Source organism: Weissella thailandensis (assembly GCF_005405465.1).
Taxonomy (GTDB): domain Bacteria; phylum Bacillota; class Bacilli; order Lactobacillales; family Lactobacillaceae; genus Weissella; species Weissella thailandensis.
On sequence record NZ_BJEC01000009.1, the window covers coordinates 37932 to 59317 of the forward strand.

Annotated in this window: 20 protein-coding genes and 1 riboswitch; of the genes, 2 read left to right on the forward strand and 18 right to left on the reverse strand. The window is 38.4% G+C overall.

All coding sequences use genetic code 11. The annotated features are described in order from the left end of the window. Positions 1–19: 19 nt before the first annotated feature. The 12 genes from murG to FFM62_RS05350 all read right to left on the reverse strand — a co-directional run bounded on the left by murG (position 20) and on the right by FFM62_RS05350 (position 13412). The gene (murG, locus tag FFM62_RS05295; protein WP_115471177.1) at positions 20–1117 is read right to left on the reverse strand and encodes an undecaprenyldiphospho-muramoylpentapeptide beta-N-acetylglucosaminyltransferase; all 1098 of its coding nucleotides are present in this window, start codon (positions 1115–1117) and stop codon (positions 20–22) included. A 26-nt stretch (positions 1118–1143) separates the two neighbouring features. Further along, positions 1144–2478: a UDP-N-acetylmuramoyl-L-alanine--D-glutamate ligase gene (murD, locus tag FFM62_RS05300; protein WP_115471178.1), complete on the reverse strand. Its 1335-nt coding sequence runs from the start codon at positions 2476–2478 to the stop codon at positions 1144–1146. A 61-nt stretch (positions 2479–2539) separates the two neighbouring features. Further along, positions 2540–3535, reverse strand: a complete 996-nt coding sequence (mraY, locus tag FFM62_RS05305; protein ID WP_115471179.1) for a phospho-N-acetylmuramoyl-pentapeptide-transferase — start codon at positions 3533–3535, stop codon at positions 2540–2542. Between the two features lie 29 nt (positions 3536–3564). Next, entirely contained in the window at positions 3565–5757 is a 2193-nt protein-coding gene (locus FFM62_RS05310) for a penicillin-binding transpeptidase domain-containing protein (RefSeq protein WP_115471180.1), read from the reverse strand. 1 nt (position 5758) lies between these two features. After that, on the reverse strand, positions 5759–6136 hold the full coding sequence (gene ftsL / locus FFM62_RS05315; protein WP_115471181.1) for a cell division protein FtsL: 378 nt from the start codon (positions 6134–6136) through the stop codon (positions 5759–5761). A gap of 21 nt (positions 6137–6157) precedes the next feature. Continuing rightward, a complete protein-coding gene (gene rsmH, locus FFM62_RS05320) occupies positions 6158–7102 on the reverse strand; it encodes a 16S rRNA (cytosine(1402)-N(4))-methyltransferase RsmH (RefSeq protein WP_115471182.1) in 945 nt (314 codons plus the stop codon). A 35-nt stretch (positions 7103–7137) separates the two neighbouring features. Continuing rightward, positions 7138–7572, reverse strand: a complete 435-nt coding sequence (gene mraZ / locus FFM62_RS05325; RefSeq protein WP_115471183.1) for a division/cell wall cluster transcriptional repressor MraZ — start codon at positions 7570–7572, stop codon at positions 7138–7140. A gap of 447 nt (positions 7573–8019) precedes the next feature. After that, a complete protein-coding gene (locus FFM62_RS05330; protein WP_115471184.1) occupies positions 8020–8400 on the reverse strand; it encodes a hypothetical protein in 381 nt (126 codons plus the stop codon). A 21-nt stretch (positions 8401–8421) separates the two neighbouring features. Then, positions 8422–9162, reverse strand: a complete 741-nt coding sequence (locus FFM62_RS05335) for an RsmE family RNA methyltransferase (RefSeq protein WP_115471185.1) — start codon at positions 9160–9162, stop codon at positions 8422–8424. Further along, entirely contained in the window at positions 9162–10115 is a 954-nt protein-coding gene (prmA, locus tag FFM62_RS05340; protein WP_115471186.1) for a 50S ribosomal protein L11 methyltransferase, read from the reverse strand. The genes FFM62_RS05335 and prmA overlap by 1 nt, the downstream gene beginning before the upstream one ends. Before the next feature lie 149 nt (positions 10116–10264). Further along, positions 10265–11689, reverse strand: a complete 1425-nt coding sequence (gene pyk / locus FFM62_RS05345; RefSeq protein ID WP_115471187.1) for a pyruvate kinase — start codon at positions 11687–11689, stop codon at positions 10265–10267. A 247-nt stretch (positions 11690–11936) separates the two neighbouring features. Further along, positions 11937–13412 (reverse strand): amino acid permease, encoded by a 1476-nt coding sequence (locus FFM62_RS05350; protein WP_115471188.1) that lies wholly within the window; start codon positions 13410–13412, stop codon positions 11937–11939. Between the two features lie 95 nt (positions 13413–13507). Next, a riboswitch (Lysine riboswitch) is annotated at positions 13508–13685 on the reverse strand. A gap of 173 nt (positions 13686–13858) precedes the next feature. Here FFM62_RS05350 and FFM62_RS05355 point away from each other — a divergent pair. Next, on the forward strand, positions 13859–14506 hold the full coding sequence (locus FFM62_RS05355) for a hypothetical protein (protein WP_115471189.1): 648 nt from the start codon (positions 13859–13861) through the stop codon (positions 14504–14506). 149 nt (positions 14507–14655) lie between these two features. Here FFM62_RS05355 and FFM62_RS05360 read toward each other — a convergent pair whose 3' ends face one another. The 5 genes from FFM62_RS05360 to mreD form a co-directional block, all read right to left on the reverse strand. Next, entirely contained in the window at positions 14656–16323 is a 1668-nt protein-coding gene (locus FFM62_RS05360) for a formate--tetrahydrofolate ligase (protein ID WP_115471190.1), read from the reverse strand. 284 nt (positions 16324–16607) lie between these two features. Beyond that, positions 16608–17441, reverse strand: a complete 834-nt coding sequence (locus FFM62_RS05365) for an amino acid ABC transporter substrate-binding protein (RefSeq protein ID WP_115471191.1) — start codon at positions 17439–17441, stop codon at positions 16608–16610. Beyond that, positions 17438–18088, reverse strand: coding sequence for an amino acid ABC transporter ATP-binding protein (locus tag FFM62_RS05370; RefSeq protein ID WP_115471192.1), 651 nt, complete (start codon positions 18086–18088; stop codon positions 17438–17440). Before FFM62_RS05370 ends, FFM62_RS05365 begins: the two co-directional genes overlap by 4 nt. 13 nt (positions 18089–18101) lie before the next feature. Next, positions 18102–18746: an amino acid ABC transporter permease gene (locus tag FFM62_RS05375; RefSeq protein WP_115471193.1), complete on the reverse strand. Its 645-nt coding sequence runs from the start codon at positions 18744–18746 to the stop codon at positions 18102–18104. Positions 18747–19073: 327 nt separating this feature from the next. Further along, on the reverse strand, positions 19074–19694 hold the full coding sequence (mreD, locus tag FFM62_RS05380; protein ID WP_115471194.1) for a rod shape-determining protein MreD: 621 nt from the start codon (positions 19692–19694) through the stop codon (positions 19074–19076). Between the two features lie 151 nt (positions 19695–19845). Between mreD and FFM62_RS05385 the strand changes: the two genes are divergently transcribed. Further along, positions 19846–20472, forward strand: a complete 627-nt coding sequence (locus FFM62_RS05385; RefSeq protein ID WP_115471195.1) for a carbonic anhydrase family protein — start codon at positions 19846–19848, stop codon at positions 20470–20472. Between the two features lie 60 nt (positions 20473–20532). Here the strand turns inward: FFM62_RS05385 and mreC are convergent, their stop codons facing one another. Further along, positions 20533–21378, reverse strand: coding sequence for a rod shape-determining protein MreC (mreC, locus tag FFM62_RS05390; RefSeq protein WP_115471196.1), 846 nt, complete (start codon positions 21376–21378; stop codon positions 20533–20535). Positions 21379–21386: the final 8 nt, after the last annotated feature.

Consider the following 21386-nt stretch of genomic DNA (forward strand, 5'->3'; position numbering starts at 1 on the left):
GACTCCTCACAGAAATAAATTACTTTATAACGCTCTTAATCAATGCAATAAATTGATCTGCAGCATCAGGAACACCCATCTTCATCGCTGCCTCTGCCATTAGTTGGCGTTGTTTCTCATCTGTCATCAATTGATCAATCGTACCAAATAGAGTTGTACCAGATAGCGATTCCTCTGTAATCATCTCAGCAGCCCCAGCATTTGCTAAACTACGTGCATTTTTCGTTTGATGATCATTAGTCACGTATGGGCTAGGAATAAGAATCATTGGTTTACCCAAAGCTGTTTGCTCCGCTAAACTTGTCGCACCTGCTCGGCCAACAACTAGGGAAACCCTTGGCATCAATTGCGGCATATTACTAATATATGGTACAACCGCTACATTTTCTGTCGTTTCAATCTTTTTCGTAGCCATCTCTTGCTTAACGTCATCGAAACGTTTTGATCCAGTAACAAAAATAACTTGATATGGTTTATTGGCAAAACTTGATAAAGCATCAATCATTGACGCATTAATTTTAATAGCCCCTTGTGAACCACCAAAAACAAGCACTGATGGCTTATTAGGTGATAAGCCTAAGCCTTCCCAATCAAAGCTACCCTGACCATCAACAACTTCTTGTGCTCTAGGATTACCAACAATCGTTGCTAAATTATCTTTAAAAGCTGGTAATGCTGCTGGAAAAGCCACCCCAACTTTGGTTACCTTGCGGGCCAAAAATTTATTCGTTACTCCTACGACTGAATTTTGTTCATGGATAACCGTTGGAATCCCCATTTGTTGCGCAGCATACAACACAGGACCAGAAACGTAACCACCAGTACCAACAACCACATCCGGCTTAAATGCGTCTAAATATTTTTTAGCTTCACGAGTTGCCTTCAAAAAAAGGTAGATTGTTTTAAAATTGTCTAGCGATAATGAGCGATGGAAGCCTTGTACCTTCAATGATTTGAAGTTAAAGCCAGCTTTAGGTACGATACTACCCTCTAAGCCACGTTCACTACCAATATATAAAACCTCTGTATCAGGTTCCAATGCTTTCAAGCGCTGAACTGTTGCTAATGCTGGATAAATGTGACCACCTGTGCCACCACCAGATACAATAATACGCATATCTAATCCCCTCTAATCTTTATTGTCTAATTTTTAAAATTTTTTATGGCATCGACAAACAAGTTTCCTCTTGTTTCAAAATCTGGAAATTGATCCCAAGATGCAGCAGCGGGAGATAATAGAATGACCTCACCTGCTTCACTTAACTCAAAGGCTGGTTTTACCGCACTAGGTGCATCCTTGGCGTGAACAACTGGTATCCCAATCGTTTTACCAACTTCAGCCAATTTATCAGCCGTTTCTCCGAATACAATCAAGCCCTTAACATGCTGCTTCATCGCAGTTAGAAGTCGCATTTGATCATCTCCTCGATCTAATCCACCAGCTAATAATACTACTGGCACATTAAATCCAGATAAAGCCATTTCCGTTGCTTCAATATCAGTTGCTTTAGAATCATTATACACTTGACGATCGTAGAACTTACCAACAAATTGTAATCGATGCTCTACTCCCGAAAAGCTCTTTAATGCTTTCGCAATGCTCTCTGTGTCAATTCCCATTAGTTTACCAACAGCAATCGCAGCTAGTGCATTTTCTATATTATGTGTACCAGGAACTCCTAATTCGTCAGCAGCCATAATAACTTCTTCTTGATAATATAAGTTGCCTGCTTTCAAATAAGCACCTGCTTCGCTGAAACCTTCCCGTGAGAAAGGTATAATGGTTGCTTTTGTTTGTTCCGCTAAATGACGCCATTCTTCTTTATCATAATTAATAACAAAAAAATCATTTGCCGTTTGATGTTTTGTAATGTTCATTTTAGCAGCAACATAGTTTGCCCGTGTCCCATGAAAATCCAAATGTGAACCAAAAATATTAGTTAACACCGCAATATGTGGCTTGGGAGCTGGCATACCCGTTAACTGGAAAGATGATAACTCAGTGACTAACACATCATCCGCTGTCATTTGAGGAGCAACTTCACTAACTGGGGTACCAATATTACCCGCAACTAGCACGTGACCTTTTCCCGACTGTGCCCTCAACACAGATGAAATCATCTCTGTTGTCGTTGTCTTCCCATTAGATCCCGTTACAGCAACCCAGTTTTTTTGAATATACTGTTGGGCAAGAGCCACTTCAACAACAATTGGAATTTGTTGTTCTTGGGCAGCTACCAATATCGGAATTGTGTACGGAATACCTGGATTTTTGACGATTATATCAACATTCTTTAATAGTTCAACTGATTGATCAGTGGTAAATTGCACATCATTTGCCTTCAATGCCTTTACTTTCTCATCCATAGTGTCTAGCTTAGGATCCGAAACAGTCACGTGGGCGCCTTCACTTTGCAATAAATTGGCCGCGGCTGCACCTGAACGTGCAAATCCAATTATTAATACGTGTTTATTCATTATTAAGAGCCCCTTTTTTAAGATATGTATACGGGGAATCGCACCCCATGATTATTTTTATTTATGAGAACCAGAATACAAGATAAAGTACTGCCATAACTAGTCCAGTTCCCCAAAAGAATAGATTTACTTGCCATTCATTCCATGGTTTCTCCGTATTACCAGTTAGACCACCTTTTTCAAAACTATGATGAATAGGAGTCATTAAGAAAATACGTTTCTTGAAGAAATGAAAACTAGTGACCTGAATAATGACACTTAGCGTTTCAATCATAAAGACAAAACCAATAATCAATAATGACCATTCATGGTGTAATACCAATGAATTCATTGCTAATCCAGCTCCCAGGGCAAGGGATCCGGTATCACCCATAAAGATAGTTGCTGGATAATGATTGAAGAACAGGAAGCCAAGTAAAGCGCCAATTATTAATGCGTCCAACAAGACCATCGTCATATCGCCTTGCACGATAGCAATCACTAGATATGCAACATACGCAATAATAGCTGTTCCTGATGCCAAACCATCTAACCCATCAGTTAAATTAGTTGCATTTGACCAACCAACTAGCCAGAAAATCGTAAACAAAGTGTAAGCAATCACACTATACCATTCGCCTAACCCGAATGGTAAGTTTAAGAAGAAATCAAACTTACCTAAGGCTAGTACGATCACACCCAAAATAGCAGCTGCAATTTCAGCAAATAGCTTGGGTAAAAATCGTAAGCCTTCATCACGATGGTTGAAGACTTTAATACTATCATCAAAAGCGCCTACAATTGCGAATACTACAATCGCAATCAAAGTTGCCCAACCCGTTGAAGCAGCATTTTTAGTGACTAACGCTAAAATAATAAAACCGATAACAACAACTGGAATAAACCCAGCGCCACCCATAGTTGGTGTTCCTGCTTTGGCAGCATGATCCGGCTCATGTTCCCCAGTACGCATAACCATTTGGGCTACTTTAATTTTTTTAAACCAATCTCGTAGACGCGGCACTACCAGTACCGTAACAATTAGACTAAATAATAGTCCCACTAAAAAAGTCGACATTCGACTACTCCTCTCACTCACCTATATTCCTAGTTTGACGTCTTAGGCTCTTTAAATTCTACCGTAATTTCATGATAACCATCAGATAATTTTGAATCTGCCTTGACTGATTGGGTCGTCACAAATCCATTACCCTTGATGTTAACCTTGATATCTGCCAACTCTGCCCAAGCTAATACATCACTTTTTGCCCAACCGGCCATATTAGGCACAGCAATATTCTTACCTGTATTCAAGAAAATACGTTGACCAACAATTGATTTTTCACCGCCAGTTATTGATTGACTTTTAATTGTTTTACCGTCACCCATGACAACCGGTGTCAGACGATTGGACTTTATCTCTTTTGTAGATTCTTTCGTTACACCACCGACAACCGTTGGTACACCCACCTCTTGATTATTAGAACTAACAACCACCTTATTGTCACTTTCAGACATATCCAAAGCTTGTGCCATCACCTTTTTGAAGACATCTGACATATCTTTTGCAATATTATCTGTATTTTTTTGTGGCTGCTTTGTCACAATATACATCATATAACGTGGATTGTTTGAGGGTGCCATCCCCATCCATGAGTGAATTTCATTAGTGTTATCTCCTGGTGATGAATATCCAGAAGAAGTAGCCACCTGAGCTGTTCCAGACTTACCAGTTGTCCGAACATCCGGAATGGCATAATCTTTTCCTAATCCATGCTTAGAATAGATAACATCTTCCAATTGTTTACGCGTCGCTTTCGCGCTAGACTTACTAATTGGTTTGGAAACAGTTTTCGCTTTAGGTTGTGAGACGACTCGATTAGTATTTGGATCCACTACCTTCTCAATAATTTGTGGCTGTAATTCCTTACCATTGTTAGCAATCGCTGAATAGCCTTGCATCATCTGTAACGGTGTCACAGATATGGCTTGTCCAAAAGCAGTGTTTGCTTGCTCAATTGGATACTTAAATTGCATGCCACCTTTTGCTTCATCGCTAAAGCCTGAGTTCGTTGATTTTAAAAACTTAAATTTATTCAGGTATTTACGCCAAGTTTGTGCACCCATTTCTTGCTCAGTTAGGGCCATCGCCACGTTAGAAGAGGCTGCAATTCCTCTTCCATACGTGATACGTCCCCATCCTTCACCATCATTCCAATCAGTAACCTTTTTGTCACCGATCTTTAACGTACCTGATTCATAAGTATCGTCTTCATCCCAATTATCAGAATCGATAGCCGCTGCCAGTGTGATTCCTTTCAAAACCGAACCTGGTTCGAACGCGGTCCCATATAACTGGTTCGTCCAAAGATCTCCAATACCTTCACCTGTTGTGGCATTATAAGATGGTCGTTGGGTCGTTGCAACAATTTTACCAGTTTTCGTATCCATGACCACTGCAAGTGCCGCTTTAGGTTGCATATCATCGGCGAGCGTTTGCATACTCTTTTCTAGAGTTGTTTGTAATTTTGTATTGATTGTCGTGTATATATCATAACCATTTTTAACAGCTAGATTTTTCTTTGAAACTGCACGATCATTGGTATCTGTTGAGGTTGTTTTGACACCATTGTGACCAGTCAATTGTTTATTCCAAGATTTTTCGATACCAGTTATTCCTGAAATGACTTTACCATCACTACTATTGTCATTTTTTGTTAAGCCAATTAGATCAGATGCAAAGGTCCCATTAGGATATAAACGTGATTCGCTTGGTGTGAAAGTTAATCCTGGCACATTAAGTGCTTTAAGTTGCTTATACTTTTTAACATTCAAATTTGAACCATCTTGTCCAAACTGGACTTGCTTTAAGTTATTCTTACGACCACTTTTAATTAACTTTTCGTACGTCTTGGCTTTACCACCAATGACATTTGCAATTTTCTCACTAACAGCCTTATCCTGGCCCTTCTTAACATACATTGGCTTACCTTTAGAAGACTTTTGACTGCTATCTAGTACAGCCGCCAATGTATAAGTTGTTGAAGATTCTGCTAGTGGGTTACCTACTGCATCAAAAATTTCGCCTCGTTTAGCTTGAATTTCATTTTGACTACGGTAGATTAGCTGGGCTGCCTTGTCTAACTTATGCCCCCGTACATCTTTTGTGATAGCGACATAAGAAAAACGGACCCCCAACACAACCAGCACCAGCATCATTAATATAAGCAGAATCTTGCCTGTATTACGACTGTTTTTATCCGGTTGATCACGTTTTGGCATCCGTCGTTTTTTTACCATGCTACTTTACGTTCCTTATATTTTGATTATTAAGTGTTAGTCCATTCTTTTCAGCAATCTTATTCAACCGATCCGGATTAGATAAATCACTAACTTCCTGTTTCAGGTCATTATTCTTATCGCGAACCTGTTCCAACTGTGCGGATGTCGTCGACAACTGCGTATTTGCTGTTGCACTCTTATTGGCCATAAAAATGACTAAAAAGGCCATAACGATAACCGTTAGAACCGCTGCGCCAACCATCATGAAATCTACTGTATCCCACTTAGGTTTAACCATTTTCACATTTTTGACTGCTTTATGTCTCGCATTTGTCTTTGGACGACTAATTTGTTTTGTTACAACATTACTATCGTTGTATTTGGGCAATCCATCCATAGTGGGCTTCCTCCATCATTTTTACTTGATACGTTCTATAATTCGTAATTTGGCAGAATGTGCACGTCTATTAGTGGCTAGTTCTTCGTCTGATGGCAAAATTGGTTTTCGAACAACCAATTTAAAATCTGGTTGCATTTCTTCTGGAATAACTGGTAAGCCTGATGGTAAATCAGGTATTGTTACTTTTTCTTTAAACATCGTCTTAACAAGTCGATCTTCAAGTGAGTGGAATGTAATTACCGCAATCCGACCATGGACATTCAACATCTCCAATGCCTGTGCCAAAGACTCTTCTACCGCTCCTAATTCATCATTCACAGCAATTCTAATGGCTTGAAAAGTACGCTTGGCTGGATGTCCACCTTTTCTTCTCGCTGCTGCTGGAATAGCTTCCTTAATGATATTAACTAAATCAAATGTTGTTTCAATCGGTTTTATTTCTCGTTCACGTTCAATTCTTCTTGCAATCTGTTTTGCAAATTTCTCCTCACCATAACGTGAAAAGATACGCAACAACTCATGAAATGACCATTCATTAACAACGGTTCTTGCATTTAATGCTTGTGACTGATCCATACGCATATCTAACGGTGCATCATACTTATATGAAAAACCACGTTGACCGTCATCAAACTGTGGTGAAGAGACACCCAAATCATAAACGATACCATCAATCCCAGAGACATCCTGCTCAACTAGCGCATCATGTAAATGACGAAAATTAGTCTGGATGAATGCCACTTTGTTAGCAGCTAATTCATCCGCTAGATGGTTTTCGTTATATTTAATGGCCGTGACATCTTGATCAAATGACCATAATTTACCATGATCCAACCGACTAGCTAATAATTTAGAGTGGCCACCACCACCTAGCGTTGCATCAACATAGACACCATCTGGCTGGACATTTAAGCCATCAATTGCTTCTTCTAATAATACTGTTACGTGTTTAAACTCCGTCATCGGTATTTAAGTTCCTTTCAATTCATATGAAGCTATTAAAATCCTAGTTCTTCCAAACCATCCGCAATATCGTCGAAGTTTTCTGCAGTTTCATCTTCATAAGCCTGCCACTTCTCAGTGCTCCATAATTCGAAGGTTGTGTCCCCAAGACCGAAAACAGTTACATTTTTTTCGATTTTTGCATAATCACGTAATGTTTGTGACAGGTTAATACGCCCTTGTTTATCAAATTCAACTTCAATCGCACCACCAAAAACAAAACGCTTAAATTGACGTGCTTTTGAGTTAGTTTCTGGCAATGCATTTATCTTTTTTGAAAAGTCTTGCCATCCCTCAAGGGTATAGGCACGCAATGAATGATCCATCCATCGGGTGATTACAAAAGACTCACCTAACTGGTTTCGAAATTTAGCCGGGATAATCAGCCGATTCTTTGTATCTAATGCATGTTGATACGTTCCCATGAACATCAGCTAATTCCTCCTCTCTAAATTTCGACATGTCACAATAACAATTCACCAATCTATTCGACAATTCAATACATTTAATTTACCACAATATCCCACTTTCAACCACCTTTCCCCACCTATTACCACCTTGTTTTTTAAAACATTTATTGTTAAGAATACCGATGTATCGGTACATAGTGACTTTTTTAACATAAAGTTTACAATTATGCGTAATTTTAACAACAAATTAAACACCAAATGATGCATCCAGAAACGGTGGGAAAAAGTGGGCATTAAAAACCTATGTGATGCTGTAAAAGGCATTTTTTCATGGCAAAGTAGCAATAAAAAAGGAGTTTGGGATACTGTCCCAAACTCCTTTTACTTAAAGCAGATTAATTATAGATTTATAGTTTCCGGCCATTTATATGCCATAACACCGACAACTACTTAATATAAATAACGCCCTTAAACTTCGCTAAAGCCACCATCAACTGGAATTTGCTTATCAATATCAAATTCTTCTTCTTGGCCACTAGTAAATGCAAAAACTTCTAAAATCAAATACAACAAAGCAAGGTAATAACCATAGAACATCGAATTTATGTGTAGCCAAACCGAAATTAAGAATACGATTGGCCAAACCAGTAACAACACCCAAAGTCCACCTGTATGACGTAGAAAACGACCAGCAATAACGCTAAATACCATATTAACAATAAAAAGTAATACGATAATTTTGAAATTAGCGGTTAGTTTCGTCAAGTTAATGACATATGGAAAAAGAATGCCAAAAATTGGCATTAAAATCCAAAAACGCCAATCAAAAGTTTTATTAAACCTTTTCATATAAAAACTCCTATTTCATTACTATATATTTAATTCTATAACATAACTTAAAGTACTCAAAGCATATAATGGTGCTGTCTCAGCTCTCAAAATACGGGGGCCTAACCCTACTGGCACAAAGCCTTGTTTCACTAATGCATCAACTTCTTGTGAAGATAAACCACCTTCTGGGCCAAATAAGAAACTGACGGAATCATCAGGTCGTAAGCCATTTAATTGTTGAACCAATTGACTAGTTTCCCCTTGCTTAGCACTTTCTTCCCAAGCCACTAATTTCACTGTACTATCAACCACTAAATCTGCTAGTGATGCAACATAACTGACATCAGGTATCCGTAGTCGATGAGCTTGTTCTGCTGCTGAAGTAGCTATTTTATTCAAACGGGTAATTTTCTTAGCCGCTTTCTGACCCCAATGAACAACCGACCACGCCGTTTCAACAACGATAATGTGATGAACGCCTAACTCCGTTGCCTTTTGTACAACCCATTCAGGCTTGTCACCTTTAGATAATCCAATAATAATTGTTGTATCAACTGGTAATTCAACGTGGGCCTCTTGTCGTGAAACAATCGCCATAATTGGACGCTCTAGTTCGAACCTTACGACTTTAGCAATAATAATTTCCTGCCGATTTGGTAATACAAATTCCGCCTGAGAACCTTCGCGACTTCGCAAAACAGTTATAAAATGATGTGCGACTTTTTCTGGTAATTGAAATTCTTCACCAGTAGGCACCTCATCCAAAAAATATCTCTGCATTAATCATCCTCATTCTTAAACTTTGCAATAATACCGTACCAGTCGCCTAACTTCATTGATTGTTCAACAACTAAGCCTTGCGCTGTTAATGCACTGATCATCTGATCACGTTTATCATAATAAATACCAGATAATAACAGATAACCATCTGGTTGCAAAATATTAGTAACATCTGGAATCAACATATCTAACACTTCTGCTAGCATATTAGCAATTACTATATCATATTTTTTATCAGGAACATCTTTTAACAAATCACTAACCATCAACTGCATGTCAGCAGCCTTTGGATTTAAATCAACATTACCTTGTGCTGATTTTACCGCAACTTCATCAATGTCTGTTCCTAGAATATCGTCAGCGCCTAATAAGCGGGCTGCAATTCCTAACACGCCTGAACCAGTTCCGAGGTCAATGACAGATTCTCCACCACGTACAACAACTTCCAATGCTTGCATCATTAACTTTGTTGTCGGATGCGTTCCTGTACCAAAAGCCATCCCTGGATCTAAAACAATCACTTCCTCATCGGATTGCACTGACTGATACTCTTCCCACTTAGGTACAACCGTTATATGACGTGTTACACGAACTGGATGATAATACTTTTGCCATTCAGTTGCCCAATCAGCATCAGCTACTGACTGTACACTAACTGTACCTGGATGTGCATCCAGTCCAAATTCGGCCAACTGGTCAACTTCAGCTTGAATAGTCTCTGTCATCGGTTGTAAATCAATTTCATTTGCAAAATAGCCAGTCACAGCTGCGCCACTCAAACGATGAACGATATCGTCTTCTTTTACCATCACGGTAGCATCAGCTGGTTGATAATGTGCCAATTCTGCAGAGTCATCAATTTCAACACCTTCTGCACCATGTGTCATTAATATGTTACTGATTGCTTCAATCGCCTCAGTCTGTGTCTCTACAACAATTTTTTGCCAACTCATGAATATCCCTCATTTACTATTACTTTGTTCTAATTACGTTTAGAATACCACAAAATAACGCAAACGCCCATCTTATACAAACAAACAAAAAATACACCTAACAATCAGCTATACCAATTATTAAGTGTATTAGTTTTATTTATATAATTTTAGTCAATTGTAACAATTGTCATCAAATTAGTCGTACCTGAAGTTGTTACAGGGATACCTGCCGTAACGATGATTGTATCACCCTTACTTGCAACACCGTTTTTAACAGCTTCGCGCTTTGCCAACTCAATCATTGCATCAGTGTCACCCACTGGTTCAGCAATCGTTGGTTGTACACCCCAGTAAATGTTCAACATACGTTGTACACCTTCTGTAAAGGTAATTGCCAAAATATCAGCATTTGGACGATACTTTGAAATCATCTTTGCTGTGTAACCTGAATTAGTTGCAGCAACAATTGCCTTAATATCCAAGTTACCAGCAGCATTGGCCACAGCTGATGCGACTGACTCAGTGACGTCAGTTGTATCAAAGTGATCAACATCATGGTGACCATTCATTGCCAATGATGTTTCTGCCTTCTCATCAATACGAGCCATCGTTGCTACAGCCTCAACTGGGTAAGCACCGTTGGCAGATTCACCTGATAGCATCGTTGCATCAGTACCATCAAACACAGCATTAGCAACGTCAGATGCCTCTGCACGTGTTGGACGAGGGTTCTCTTGCATTGAATCAAGCATGTCCGTAGCTGTAATAACTGGCTTAGCAGCTGCATTTAAGCGACGAATCAAGTTCTTTTGTACCAAAGGAACATTTTCTGCTGGAATTTCAACACCCATGTCTCCACGAGCAATCATTAATCCGTCAGAAACTTCCAAAATCTCATCAAAGTTATCAATTCCCTCTTGTGATTCGATCTTTGGGAAAATCATAACTTCTTCGTGATGTGATTCAGTTAACAATTCACGAATTTCAAGTACATCAGCAGCCTTACGAACAAATGATGCAGCAATATATTGAATACCATTCTTCAAACCGAAACGGATATCATCAGCATCCTTTTCAGTAATACCAGGTAGGTTAATTGCAACACCTGGGGCGTTAACACCCTTACGTGATCCCAAGATACCGTGGTTTTGTACTTCAGTTACCAATTCCTTGTTTGCATCATCTTTTTCAGTGATTACCATGTCAAGCTTACCATCATCAAACAAGACATGACCACCAACATGAACATCATCAAACAAACCAGGATAAGTTACAGCAATCTTCTCCTTCGTACCTTCAATAGAAGAATCCATTGAAATACGAACAACATCACCAATGTTAAATTCAATCTTACCAGGCTCTTGTACAGTGGTACGAATCTCAGCACCCTTGGTATCTAGCAAGAAACCAACTTTCTTACCAGCTGCCTTCTCGGCCTCACGAACTGCATTCATTCGTCCCAAATGTTCCTCATGATCACCATGTGAAAAATTGAAACGGACAACATTTGTACCAGATTCGATTATCTTTGTAATCGTCTCTACATCAGAGCTGGCTGGTCCAAGCGTTGAAACAATCTTGGTCTTCTTCATGATTAAAACTTCTCCTTAGTAAAAGATATTGCTACTTCTATCTATCTGCAATCATTGTACTATTTATCACTTTCTTTGTATACAAATTCAATTCGGCGTTTGTTTCATCAGTAGAACAGTTTTTATCCCCTAAAATTAGGAACCTTTTTATATTAAGCAATAAAGCGCTATCATAATTTTAAATCTTTTTTTATTCTTTATATATAAAAAAAGATTAGGACAAATTGTCCTAATCTTAGTAATTTATTTAATCTAATGATCGCGCATTAGTATCCAAATCAACGTCCGTTAGCTTGCGTAGCTTAGTATGATGCTTGATCTTATAACCAAAGTACAAAACTAAGAATAGTGGGATAGCTAAGTATGTCGTGATAATACCAGGCCAATTCCAGTCAGCAATCGAGCCTTTAAATGATGCTGTATCTTGTCCAACAACAACGATAATCGATAAGACCAATGCAACGATTGGTCCAAATGGGAACCACTTTGCTTTATAACGTAACCTATTAACGTCTCTACCTTGCGCAATAAATGCTCGACGGAAACGGTAATGCGAAATGGCAACACCAATCCAAGCAATAAAACCAGTCAAACCAGAAGCAGCAACTAAGTAATAGTACAATCCTTGACCAAATATCGATGTAACATAGGTAAATAATCCTACAGCAACCGTAGCTAATAAGGCAGGAACTGGAATTCCAGTCCGGATATTAACCCGCTTGAAAATCTTAGGTGCCAACCCGTCTATTGCCATTGAGTAAAGCATACGAGAAGATGCATAAAGCCCCGAATTAGCTGATGATACAACTGCTGTTAGAATAACTGCATTCATGATAGAAGCTGCCGCGGCTAGTCCAGCAGACTTAAATACCAAAGTAAATGGTGAGACAGCAATATTTGTTTCACTTGAGTGCAACAAGCTTGGATCCTTGTAATAGATAATTGCACCAATAATGAAAATAGATAAAATGTAAAATAGTAAAATACGCCAGAAAATTTGCTTTACAGCAGCAGGTACTGATTTTTCAGGTGTTTCTGATTCACCAGCTGTAATTCCGACCATCTCAGTCCCTTGGAATGAGAAACCAGCAACCATAAACACTGACAAAATACCGCCAAAGCCACCAACAAACCCATGATTGCCACCGGCTGACAGGTTATGCGACACATCAGGTTGCTTAAACATAATACCTAAAATAGTTAGTAATCCAACAATTAAAAAGGCAACAACTGCAGTGACTTTAATCATGGCCATCCAAAACTCCGTCTCAGCATAAGCCTTAGCTGAGAACAAATTAATCACTGTAATTAACACCAAAACAATCGTCGACCAAATCCAACTGGGGACATTTGGTAACCAAAATCCCATGACAACCCCAACGGTTGCAGCTTCTACAGCTACTGTAATGGCCCAATTAAACCAGTAGTTCCACCCCATCGCAAAGCCAAATGCTGGATCAACGAAACGGTCAGCATAAACTGAAAATGAACCTGAAATAGGCATATAAGTTGCCATTTCTCCCAAGCTGGTCATTAGAAAGTAAACCATTACACCAATAACAGCATAAGCAGTCAACGCTCCAAATGGTCCTGCCTGAGAAATCGTTGCTCCCGATGCAACAAACAGTCCTGTTCCAATCGTCCCTCCCAATGCAATCATTGAAAGATGACGGGTTTTCATTGTTCTCTTTAAATGTCCCGTCTGTTGTTGATTATCCGCCATAATTCCTCCTAAAACAAAGGCCTAACGCATTTAAAAACAAAAAAATCCTAGTTTACACATCTATCGTATAAACTAGGAACTCATTAGTTTTTAGTATTGTCGATAGCTCTCCGCAGCCGACTATTTTGCCGCGACAGTCTGCACACTATTAATATACACACCAACGATGAATATCACCATATCCACCATTTCGGCAATCGCCCCTTTCATCTAATATCCACGCCCGTCGGCTCCTTTAGACTAATTATGTTGACTGCAACCTCTATATCCTATTTAATTTGTAACCTTAATATACATGAACCCATTTTACTTTGTCAAGTTATATTTTAAGTAAAGTACAAGAGTCATTAAGCATTTTAGGCATACATGGGTTATTTGTAACAAACATGATAAAATCAATATAGTTAAACATTTGACAGACTAGATTAGCAAAGGAGTATGGGCTTATGATTATAGCTAGATCACACACACGTTTTCTGACGTTTCTGATTAGTTTGCTATTATTTATTGTAATTTCAATATTAACCTATAGACATCAGGGATTCTTGCACACACTCACACAAATAGACTATTCAATTGCTAGGGCCGTGGTACCTAATTGGCTAGAAAATCTTATTAAACCAGCTTATATTTTTAGTCATGGCATCCTGTCTGGTTTACTGATCTTTGTCATTGCTTTCTTTTTGTGGGGATTTAAGTTTAAAATTCCAGCAACCTGGATTTTATTAACCAGCTTAAGTGGTTGGTTATTAATCAACATTCTTTCACTATTTTTTAACTTAGAAGTCAATGGTACAAAAATAGTTTATCCTGCACATACAACATTTTTTATGACCTTATTAATCTCTTACATATTACTCATTATTATCCCTGAAATTAAACACGATTTCGGCCAATTTATCTGTCAAACCATTTTGTTATTAAGTTGGGTCGGAACATTTATGATGACTTTATTGTCTCCTAACTACAATCTGGTTTCCGCACTTGCCGGTTGGATTTTAGCTATTGCTTGGCTAAAGTTTTCCGAAAATTTTTACCGCGTTTATGCCGGTGAATTATATCGACGCAAAGGATTTAGCAATTCATGGTACTAATAAAATGAGAGCGAGACAAAAATTGCGTTACATTGAGGCTTCAGACTTTTGGAGCGCGTTTAAGCTGTTAAATTTATAAGCTTATAATTAATTTATTTTTAACAAATAGAGGTTGGGACATTTCTTTTGTCCCAACCTCTTTTATTTTATTAATTTAATCCAGTAATATGACCATCACTATCAATATCTATATCAAGAGCTGCTGGATGCTTAGGTAATCCCGGCATCGTTAATATTGACCCAGTCAACGCAACTAAGAAACCAGCGCCTAATTTAGGCATAAATTCACGAATATGAATATCAAAGTCTGTCGGTGCCCCAAATCGTTTGGCATCATCTGTCAATGAATTTTGAGTTTTAGCCATAATGATGGGCAATTTATCCCATCCGTATTTCTTAAAAGTAGCTAGCTGTTTTTCAGCCTTAGCAGATAATACCGCTTTATGACCACCATATATTTCTTGGACAATATGATTAATTTTTACCAATGCATCATCTTCTGGTTGATAAAGTGGTTTAAAATCCTGATAATTAGCTCGCTCGGTCGCCTGGACAACACCAGTAGCTAGTTCTTGAGCGCCTGAACCACCCTGTCCCCACACATTTGCAACATAAGCATCAACACCAAAGCTTTTCGCATAGTCACTGACTAGAGCAAGTTCCTCGGCTGTATCATGTGTAAATTTGTTAATCGCAACAACCACAGGCACACCATAGCGTTTCATACTTTTTAAATGCTGGCCTAAATTGCCAAGGCCTTGCTTTAAAGCCGTCAAATTAGGTTTTGTTAAATGTTGTTTGTTCTCCCCACCATGCATTTTTAATGCACGCACAGTTGCAACAACCACAATTGTATCTGGTACCTTTCCTAACAAAGGTGTTTTAAAGTCAAGAAACTTTTCACCACCTAAATCGGCTCCAAAACCAGCTTCCGTGACGGTATAATCAGATAATTGTAAGGCCGTTTTAGTGGCTAAAATTGAATTAGTTCCTTGTGCAATATTGGCAAATGGACCACCATGAATAAGTGCTGGCGTATGTGCCAATGTTTGCACCAGATTAGGTTTAATAGCATCCTTCAATAACGTCGTAATTGCACCCTCTACACCTAAATCGGCTACCGTTACTGGTTCTTTATCATAAGTATAACCAATCACAATCCTTGAAATACGTTGCTTCATACCGTCCAAATCATGTGACAATGTTAAAATGGCCATTAGCTCAGAAGCTACTGTAATATCAAACCCATCTTCACGGGGGATTCCCGATGTCGGACCACCAAGGCCGATCGTGACGTGCCGTAATGCGCGATCGTTAACGTCTAAAGCTCGTTTCCACAAAATACGACGTGAATCAAGGTGCAGCGGATTTCCTTGATATAGACTATTATCGATCAAAGCAGCCAAGGTATTATGGGCACTAGTCAATGCATGAAAATCACCAGTAAAATGCATGTTTATATCCGCCATTGGGATAACCTGTGAATAACCACCACCAGTTGCACCACCTTTTAGGCCCATCACTGGTCCCAAAGAAGGTTCACGCAGCGCCACCATCGTTTTACGCTTTTGCTGCATCAACGCATCAGCTAAGCCGACTGTAACCGTTGACTTACCTTCCCCTGCTGGTGTCGGATTGATTGACGTCACTAAAATTAACTTTCCTAGCTTATTCTGCTGTGTTGATTCGCTCAGCTGAACTTTTGCCTTATCACGACCATATGGCTCCCACTCATCGGCACTTAAACCAACTTGATCAACTATTTTTTCAATTGGCCAAATATCTGCAGACTGTGCAATCTCAATATCTGTTTTCATCCCCACTATTACCTCTTTATATACTCAATATCATGTATCTATAATTTATACCACTTAGTCTACTTGCTATTTCATATAATCTCAATACCTATTTTGATAAGCATCACCTGCTGATTATAGTTTAAAAACATCAGTGCCGATTATATCGTGGAACAGAAATTAATTAGAAACTTGTCAGACAAACTAAAAAGCCACTAATCTACCAATGTAACTTGATTAGATTAGTGACTCCGATGAATATTTATAAGAGATTACAACTAGCTTAACTCACTAGCAACTAACTTTTACTTGTTATCAGTACCAAAATACTTTTGTGATATTTTATCGATTGTACCATCCTTTTTGGCTTCAGCAAGGGCATCATTAACTTTGTTACGTAGTGTCACATCACCCTTACGCATACCAACACCGTAGGCATCAGTACCAAAATTAGTCTGAATCGTCTTAAATGCCTCTGGGTCCTTCTCATGCGCGATATAATATCCGGCATAATCAGCATCAATTAACACCGCATTCAAACGACCTACTTGCAAATCATTCAGAGCCTTATCAAAAGTATCATATTGCTGTGCATCAGAACCAACTGTCTTTCGTAAGCTATTCCCTTGCTCGTTATAAGTCAATAATCCAGATGATCCGGTTTGCGCACCCAAACGCTTACCTTTTAGGTCATTTAACTTATTAATTTGTTGGTTCTTCATCGTAACAATAACCTGTTGATCATGGTGATATGAATCTGAGAAAGCAACCTTCTTCTTACGATCAGCATTTTTAGTATAGCCATTCCAAATCATATCAATATGACCAGTTTTTAATTCGGTTTCTTTCATTGACCAATCAATTGTCTGAAAATCAGCCTTTAGTCCCATTTTCTTCAAAGTTGCTCGGGCTAATTCAACATCGTAACCAACGAGATCACCCTGGGCATTACGGAACCCCATGGGAACAAATGTATCATCAACACCCACAACAACGGTTTTATCAGCCGTTACTTGTCGCCAAGTATCTTGGCTATGAACGGTACGGTACCAAAAGAAACCACCAATTAAAGCTAAAACAATAATAACAATACCGTTACCGATAATTTGTCGCCGCCAATTAATTTTAGATTTAATCATAGGCTACCTCCTCGTGAAACATCAGTACCGAAATCAAACGTCTGATCTGCAACTGCTTGTGCAAATGGCAAATCGTGGGTAACAATTAATTGCGTCACCCCTTGTTCTTTCAAATGCTGAATCACCTTAATTACTCGGTCAGTTGAACCCGCATCTAATCCTGATGTTGGTTCATCATAAGCCAAGATTCCTGGTTTCATTGCTAACGCACGGGCGATCGCCACACGTTGTTTTTGACCACCTGATAATTGAAATGGATATTGATTGGTTTGTTCTGTTAAACCTAAATTATTTAATAATTCTTCTGCATTAGCATTTGCCTCGTTTTTGGTCATCTTCTTAACAAGTTGCGGTGCCAATATAATATTTTCTTTAACAGTGTATTGTGGGAATAGGTTAAAATCTTGGAAAATAACACCAACTTCTGCACCTTGACGATCACCAGAAATATTTAATGGTTCATTATTTAAAATCAATTCACCACGATCAGCCGGTAATAGGCCAGCCAAAATACGTAAAAAGGTTGTCTTACCAATACCAGATGGTCCCACAATACTTAATACTTCCCCATCATTTATCGTTAAATCCATATCTTTAAAAATTACACGTTCATCAAAAGCTTTGGCTAAATTTTTAATTTCTAACATAATACTTCCCCCCTTAACGATAATAGTTCATTTTGCTTTCCATCCGGCGCTGAACAATTGTTGCAATAGCAATTAACACTAAGTAAACCAACCCTACCAGCAAATATGGAACTAGTGTCACATCTCGAGAAGCCGCAATGTTTCCCGCACGCATCAGATCACCTAGTCCAATAACATAAACTAATGATGAATCCTTAACCAAATTAACCACTTCGTTCCCAACTGATGGCATCACAATTTTTAATACTTGTGGCAAAACGATTTTACGCATCGTTTGCAACTTACTTAAGCCCAATACTTTCGCACCATCATATTGCCCATCAGGGATACTCTGAATACCACCACGGAATATTTCAGCAAAATAAGCCGTATAATTTAGAATAAAAGTTACCACTGCCGCTTCAAAACGTGGCAAAGTCATAATATTCGCTAGACTTAAGCCATAGTAAACGAAGACAATTTGTAGTAACAAAGGGGTACCACGCATTATCCATACATACGCGTTCATAACCCATTTCAACAAATAAATATCTGAACGCAATGCTAACGATACTAAAATTCCTAAGGGTACCGAACCAACTAAGGTTAGGACAAACACACCCAAAGTCATTTTTAGACCACCTAGTATACTTGGTAAAATCTGTACAATATAGTCCATACGCAATCTCCTTAATAAATAAAAAAAGCCCTCAAGCAATCATACGGATTGCTTGAGGACGATTACTCGTGGTTCCACCTCAGTTTAATTAACCATTACTGGCCAATACTCTAATACCATTGATATCAAATGGTATTCATGGATAACATCATGACACGGGAACGATTAGGCTCCGATAATCTTGGGTGTGGTTCATCTAGTACCTTGGTTACTTTTCAGCTTCAGCGTAACTCTCTTTAACAAGATAACAAGACTACTCGTCCAATCAAATCTTTCTATAAATAACTGTTTACAATAATATAGTTTAAAACCAACCATAAGTCAATCTTATTTTGACATATTTCTTTGTGATCGCGAATCTAAGACTAAACGGCCATTCAAATCACGGGGTGTGACATCGTAAGATGAGATGTCTGGTTTTTTCGTAGCATTATATAAATAAATAACTAATTCATACACAACGATAAGTAAAACCAAATTAATAATGATAGTTGGGAACAAATGAAACATAATAAAGTTAGGAATGTTTAAGTTCACCAAACTGATAATACCAAATGCCGCATAATCATATGCCATGTAGGCCGTCAATGTCACAAACCAAACAGCTAACGATGACGAAAAACTATAAGATAGATATCTCTGAATGAACTCTGCTAATTTAAGCATCAGCAAAAAGCCGATAATAGCTGGACCAACTATCCCCGTATAAAAAATATCAACAAGCATACCTGCAAAGAAAGCAATCGTGTATAACCACTTGCGTTTAATTTGTTGTGCATGTCCAGTCATAACGGGCATTATCACAAGAATAAGCGATAACATAGGACTTGCCGACATTGGTTGTTTAAATAGTAATGGTGCCAAATATAATGATATCCCACCGTCAAGCATCACGGCGATGATAACTAAAATAAAATGAACCCATGTGGTACTTATATATTTCAGCATAATTATTCTCCATAATTGTTACAAAATTGGTAACTACATTATAGTAGCCTGATTTTCACTATCTCGTCAACCAATTTACATCAAAAAAATCCTGTAATAAAACATATTAGACTGCTACACTTAAATGAGTAGGTTAATAAGGAGAAATAGCATGCAAAAATTAGATTACTCAGCACAAGACAAATGGCCCCGTACTTCAGGTAATATGCAGTCACCAATCGCATTATCTGACGATTTAGCAATTAAAAATGATTTTCAAACATCATTATCTTTTGACTATAATCATATAGCTAATTATGTTCGCGACACTGGTGCAGGCATTGAAGTTGGTTTAAAAGGACATGCCCAATTAGGAAATCGTCCCTTTACGTTGAAACAATTCCACATTCATACGCCTAGTGAACATACAATAAACAAACAAGCATATGATGCTGAAATTCATTTCGTGCATGAAGCCAGTGATGGTCGTCTTGCTGTTGTTGCAGCAATGGTTGAGGCCGGTCATAAATCTGCAACTTATGAAGCCGTCTTACAACACATAAATGAAACAACGGACTTTAACATACCAGTAAATGATGTTATGCCTGAAAGCAAAGAATATTATCACTATATTGGTTCATTGACGACACCACCCCTAACTGAAAATGTTGAATGGTATGTATTAAAAACACCAGTTACTCTCTCACAGGAACAAATCACTCACTTAATGACCTTCTATAGCCATAACAACCGTGATTTACAAGCACGAAACGAACGTCCCATCGTTTCGTCAAATTAAACACATATTAATATATATAATAAAAAGCTGAGGCGTGACGCCTCAGCTTTTTTACATTATTTAAGGAATAGCAACACTAACAACAGGAATATTATTGAAATCTGTTGCTGGTTTGATATAAATTTTCTTTGACAAACCGTAGTTATCACTACCAACCTTCTCAACTTTACCAACGTATAGTCCAGAAGGTGTGACACCACCCAGACCACTGGTTGTTACTAAGTCGCCTTTTTTCACTGACACACTTGATGTAATCTGTCCCATCACAATGAGATTCTTAGATTGATTAAAACTAGTTACAATACCATCAACTGTCTCACCATCCCCATTTTGCACACGAATGGCAAATCGATCTGAACCTTGGCTATTGTCTGATAGCAACTCAACCTTTGCATTAGTTGTATTCACCTGAGTGATACGACCAATCAGGCCACCCGATCCCATAACAGATAGTCCCTTTTTCAAGCCAGCATTGGTTCCTTTGTCAATAATCAACTGTGTTTGCCAACTGTTTGGCGACCGTGAAGTAACAACCGCATTAACAACTTTATAATCTGTTAATGTATTACTGATTTTAAGTTGATCCTTCAAAGCACGATTTTCTTGCTGTAATACCTGCAATTGCACCTTTGTCTGTGCTAAGTCATCGACCTTCTTAGTTAAACGTCCATTTTCTTGGTAGGTACTCATCAATTCATCAATTGAATCAAACCCACCCTTAACCGCGCGTATTGGGGCATTCACAATATTAGAAGTCCAACCTGACACGTCAGAAATAACTCGAACCGGCAAAGAAGGTTCTTTTTCTGAATTGTGGGCACGTGCACCTAATGTAATGGCACCAATCGCCACAATAACAACTATGACACCAATCACTAGCCGACGTGATGTAAAGATATTCTTCATCTCAAACA

Bases quoted from the DNA above. Each gene is read 5' to 3' on its own strand.
- murD (WP_115471178.1), bottom strand. From the start codon at position 2,478: ATGAATAAACACGTATTAATAATTGGATTTGCACGTTCAGGTGCAGCC.
- FFM62_RS05360 (WP_115471190.1), bottom strand. From the start codon at position 16,323: ATGAAAACAGATATTGAGATTGCACAGTCTGCAGATATTTGGCCAATT.
- mreD (WP_115471194.1), bottom strand. From the start codon at position 19,694: ATGCTGAAATATATAAGTACCACATGGGTTCATTTTATTTTAGTTATC.
- FFM62_RS05385 (WP_115471195.1), top strand. From the start codon at position 19,846: ATGCAAAAATTAGATTACTCAGCACAAGACAAATGGCCCCGTACTTCA.
- mraZ (WP_115471183.1), bottom strand. From the start codon at position 7,572: ATGTTCATGGGAACGTATCAACATGCATTAGATACAAAGAATCGGCTG.
- pyk (WP_115471187.1), bottom strand. From the start codon at position 11,689: ATGAAGAAGACCAAGATTGTTTCAACGCTTGGACCAGCCAGCTCTGAT.
- mreC (WP_115471196.1), bottom strand. From the start codon at position 21,378: ATGAAGAATATCTTTACATCACGTCGGCTAGTGATTGGTGTCATAGTT.
- ftsL (WP_115471181.1), bottom strand. From the start codon at position 6,136: ATGGATGGATTGCCCAAATACAACGATAGTAATGTTGTAACAAAACAA.
- FFM62_RS05370 (WP_115471192.1), bottom strand. From the start codon at position 18,088: ATGTTAGAAATTAAAAATTTAGCCAAAGCTTTTGATGAACGTGTAATT.
- FFM62_RS05355 (WP_115471189.1), top strand. From the start codon at position 13,859: ATGATTATAGCTAGATCACACACACGTTTTCTGACGTTTCTGATTAGT.
- murG (WP_115471177.1), bottom strand. From the start codon at position 1,117: ATGCGTATTATTGTATCTGGTGGTGGCACAGGTGGTCACATTTATCCA.
- FFM62_RS05350 (WP_115471188.1), bottom strand. From the start codon at position 13,412: ATGGCGGATAATCAACAACAGACGGGACATTTAAAGAGAACAATGAAA.
- FFM62_RS05335 (WP_115471185.1), bottom strand. From the start codon at position 9,162: ATGCAGAGATATTTTTTGGATGAGGTGCCTACTGGTGAAGAATTTCAA.
- FFM62_RS05310 (WP_115471180.1), bottom strand. From the start codon at position 5,757: ATGGTAAAAAAACGACGGATGCCAAAACGTGATCAACCGGATAAAAAC.
- prmA (WP_115471186.1), bottom strand. From the start codon at position 10,115: ATGAGTTGGCAAAAAATTGTTGTAGAGACACAGACTGAGGCGATTGAA.
- FFM62_RS05365 (WP_115471191.1), bottom strand. From the start codon at position 17,441: ATGATTAAATCTAAAATTAATTGGCGGCGACAAATTATCGGTAACGGT.
- FFM62_RS05375 (WP_115471193.1), bottom strand. From the start codon at position 18,746: ATGGACTATATTGTACAGATTTTACCAAGTATACTAGGTGGTCTAAAA.
- rsmH (WP_115471182.1), bottom strand. From the start codon at position 7,102: ATGACGGAGTTTAAACACGTAACAGTATTATTAGAAGAAGCAATTGAT.
- mraY (WP_115471179.1), bottom strand. From the start codon at position 3,535: ATGTCGACTTTTTTAGTGGGACTATTATTTAGTCTAATTGTTACGGTA.
- FFM62_RS05330 (WP_115471184.1), bottom strand. From the start codon at position 8,400: ATGAAAAGGTTTAATAAAACTTTTGATTGGCGTTTTTGGATTTTAATG.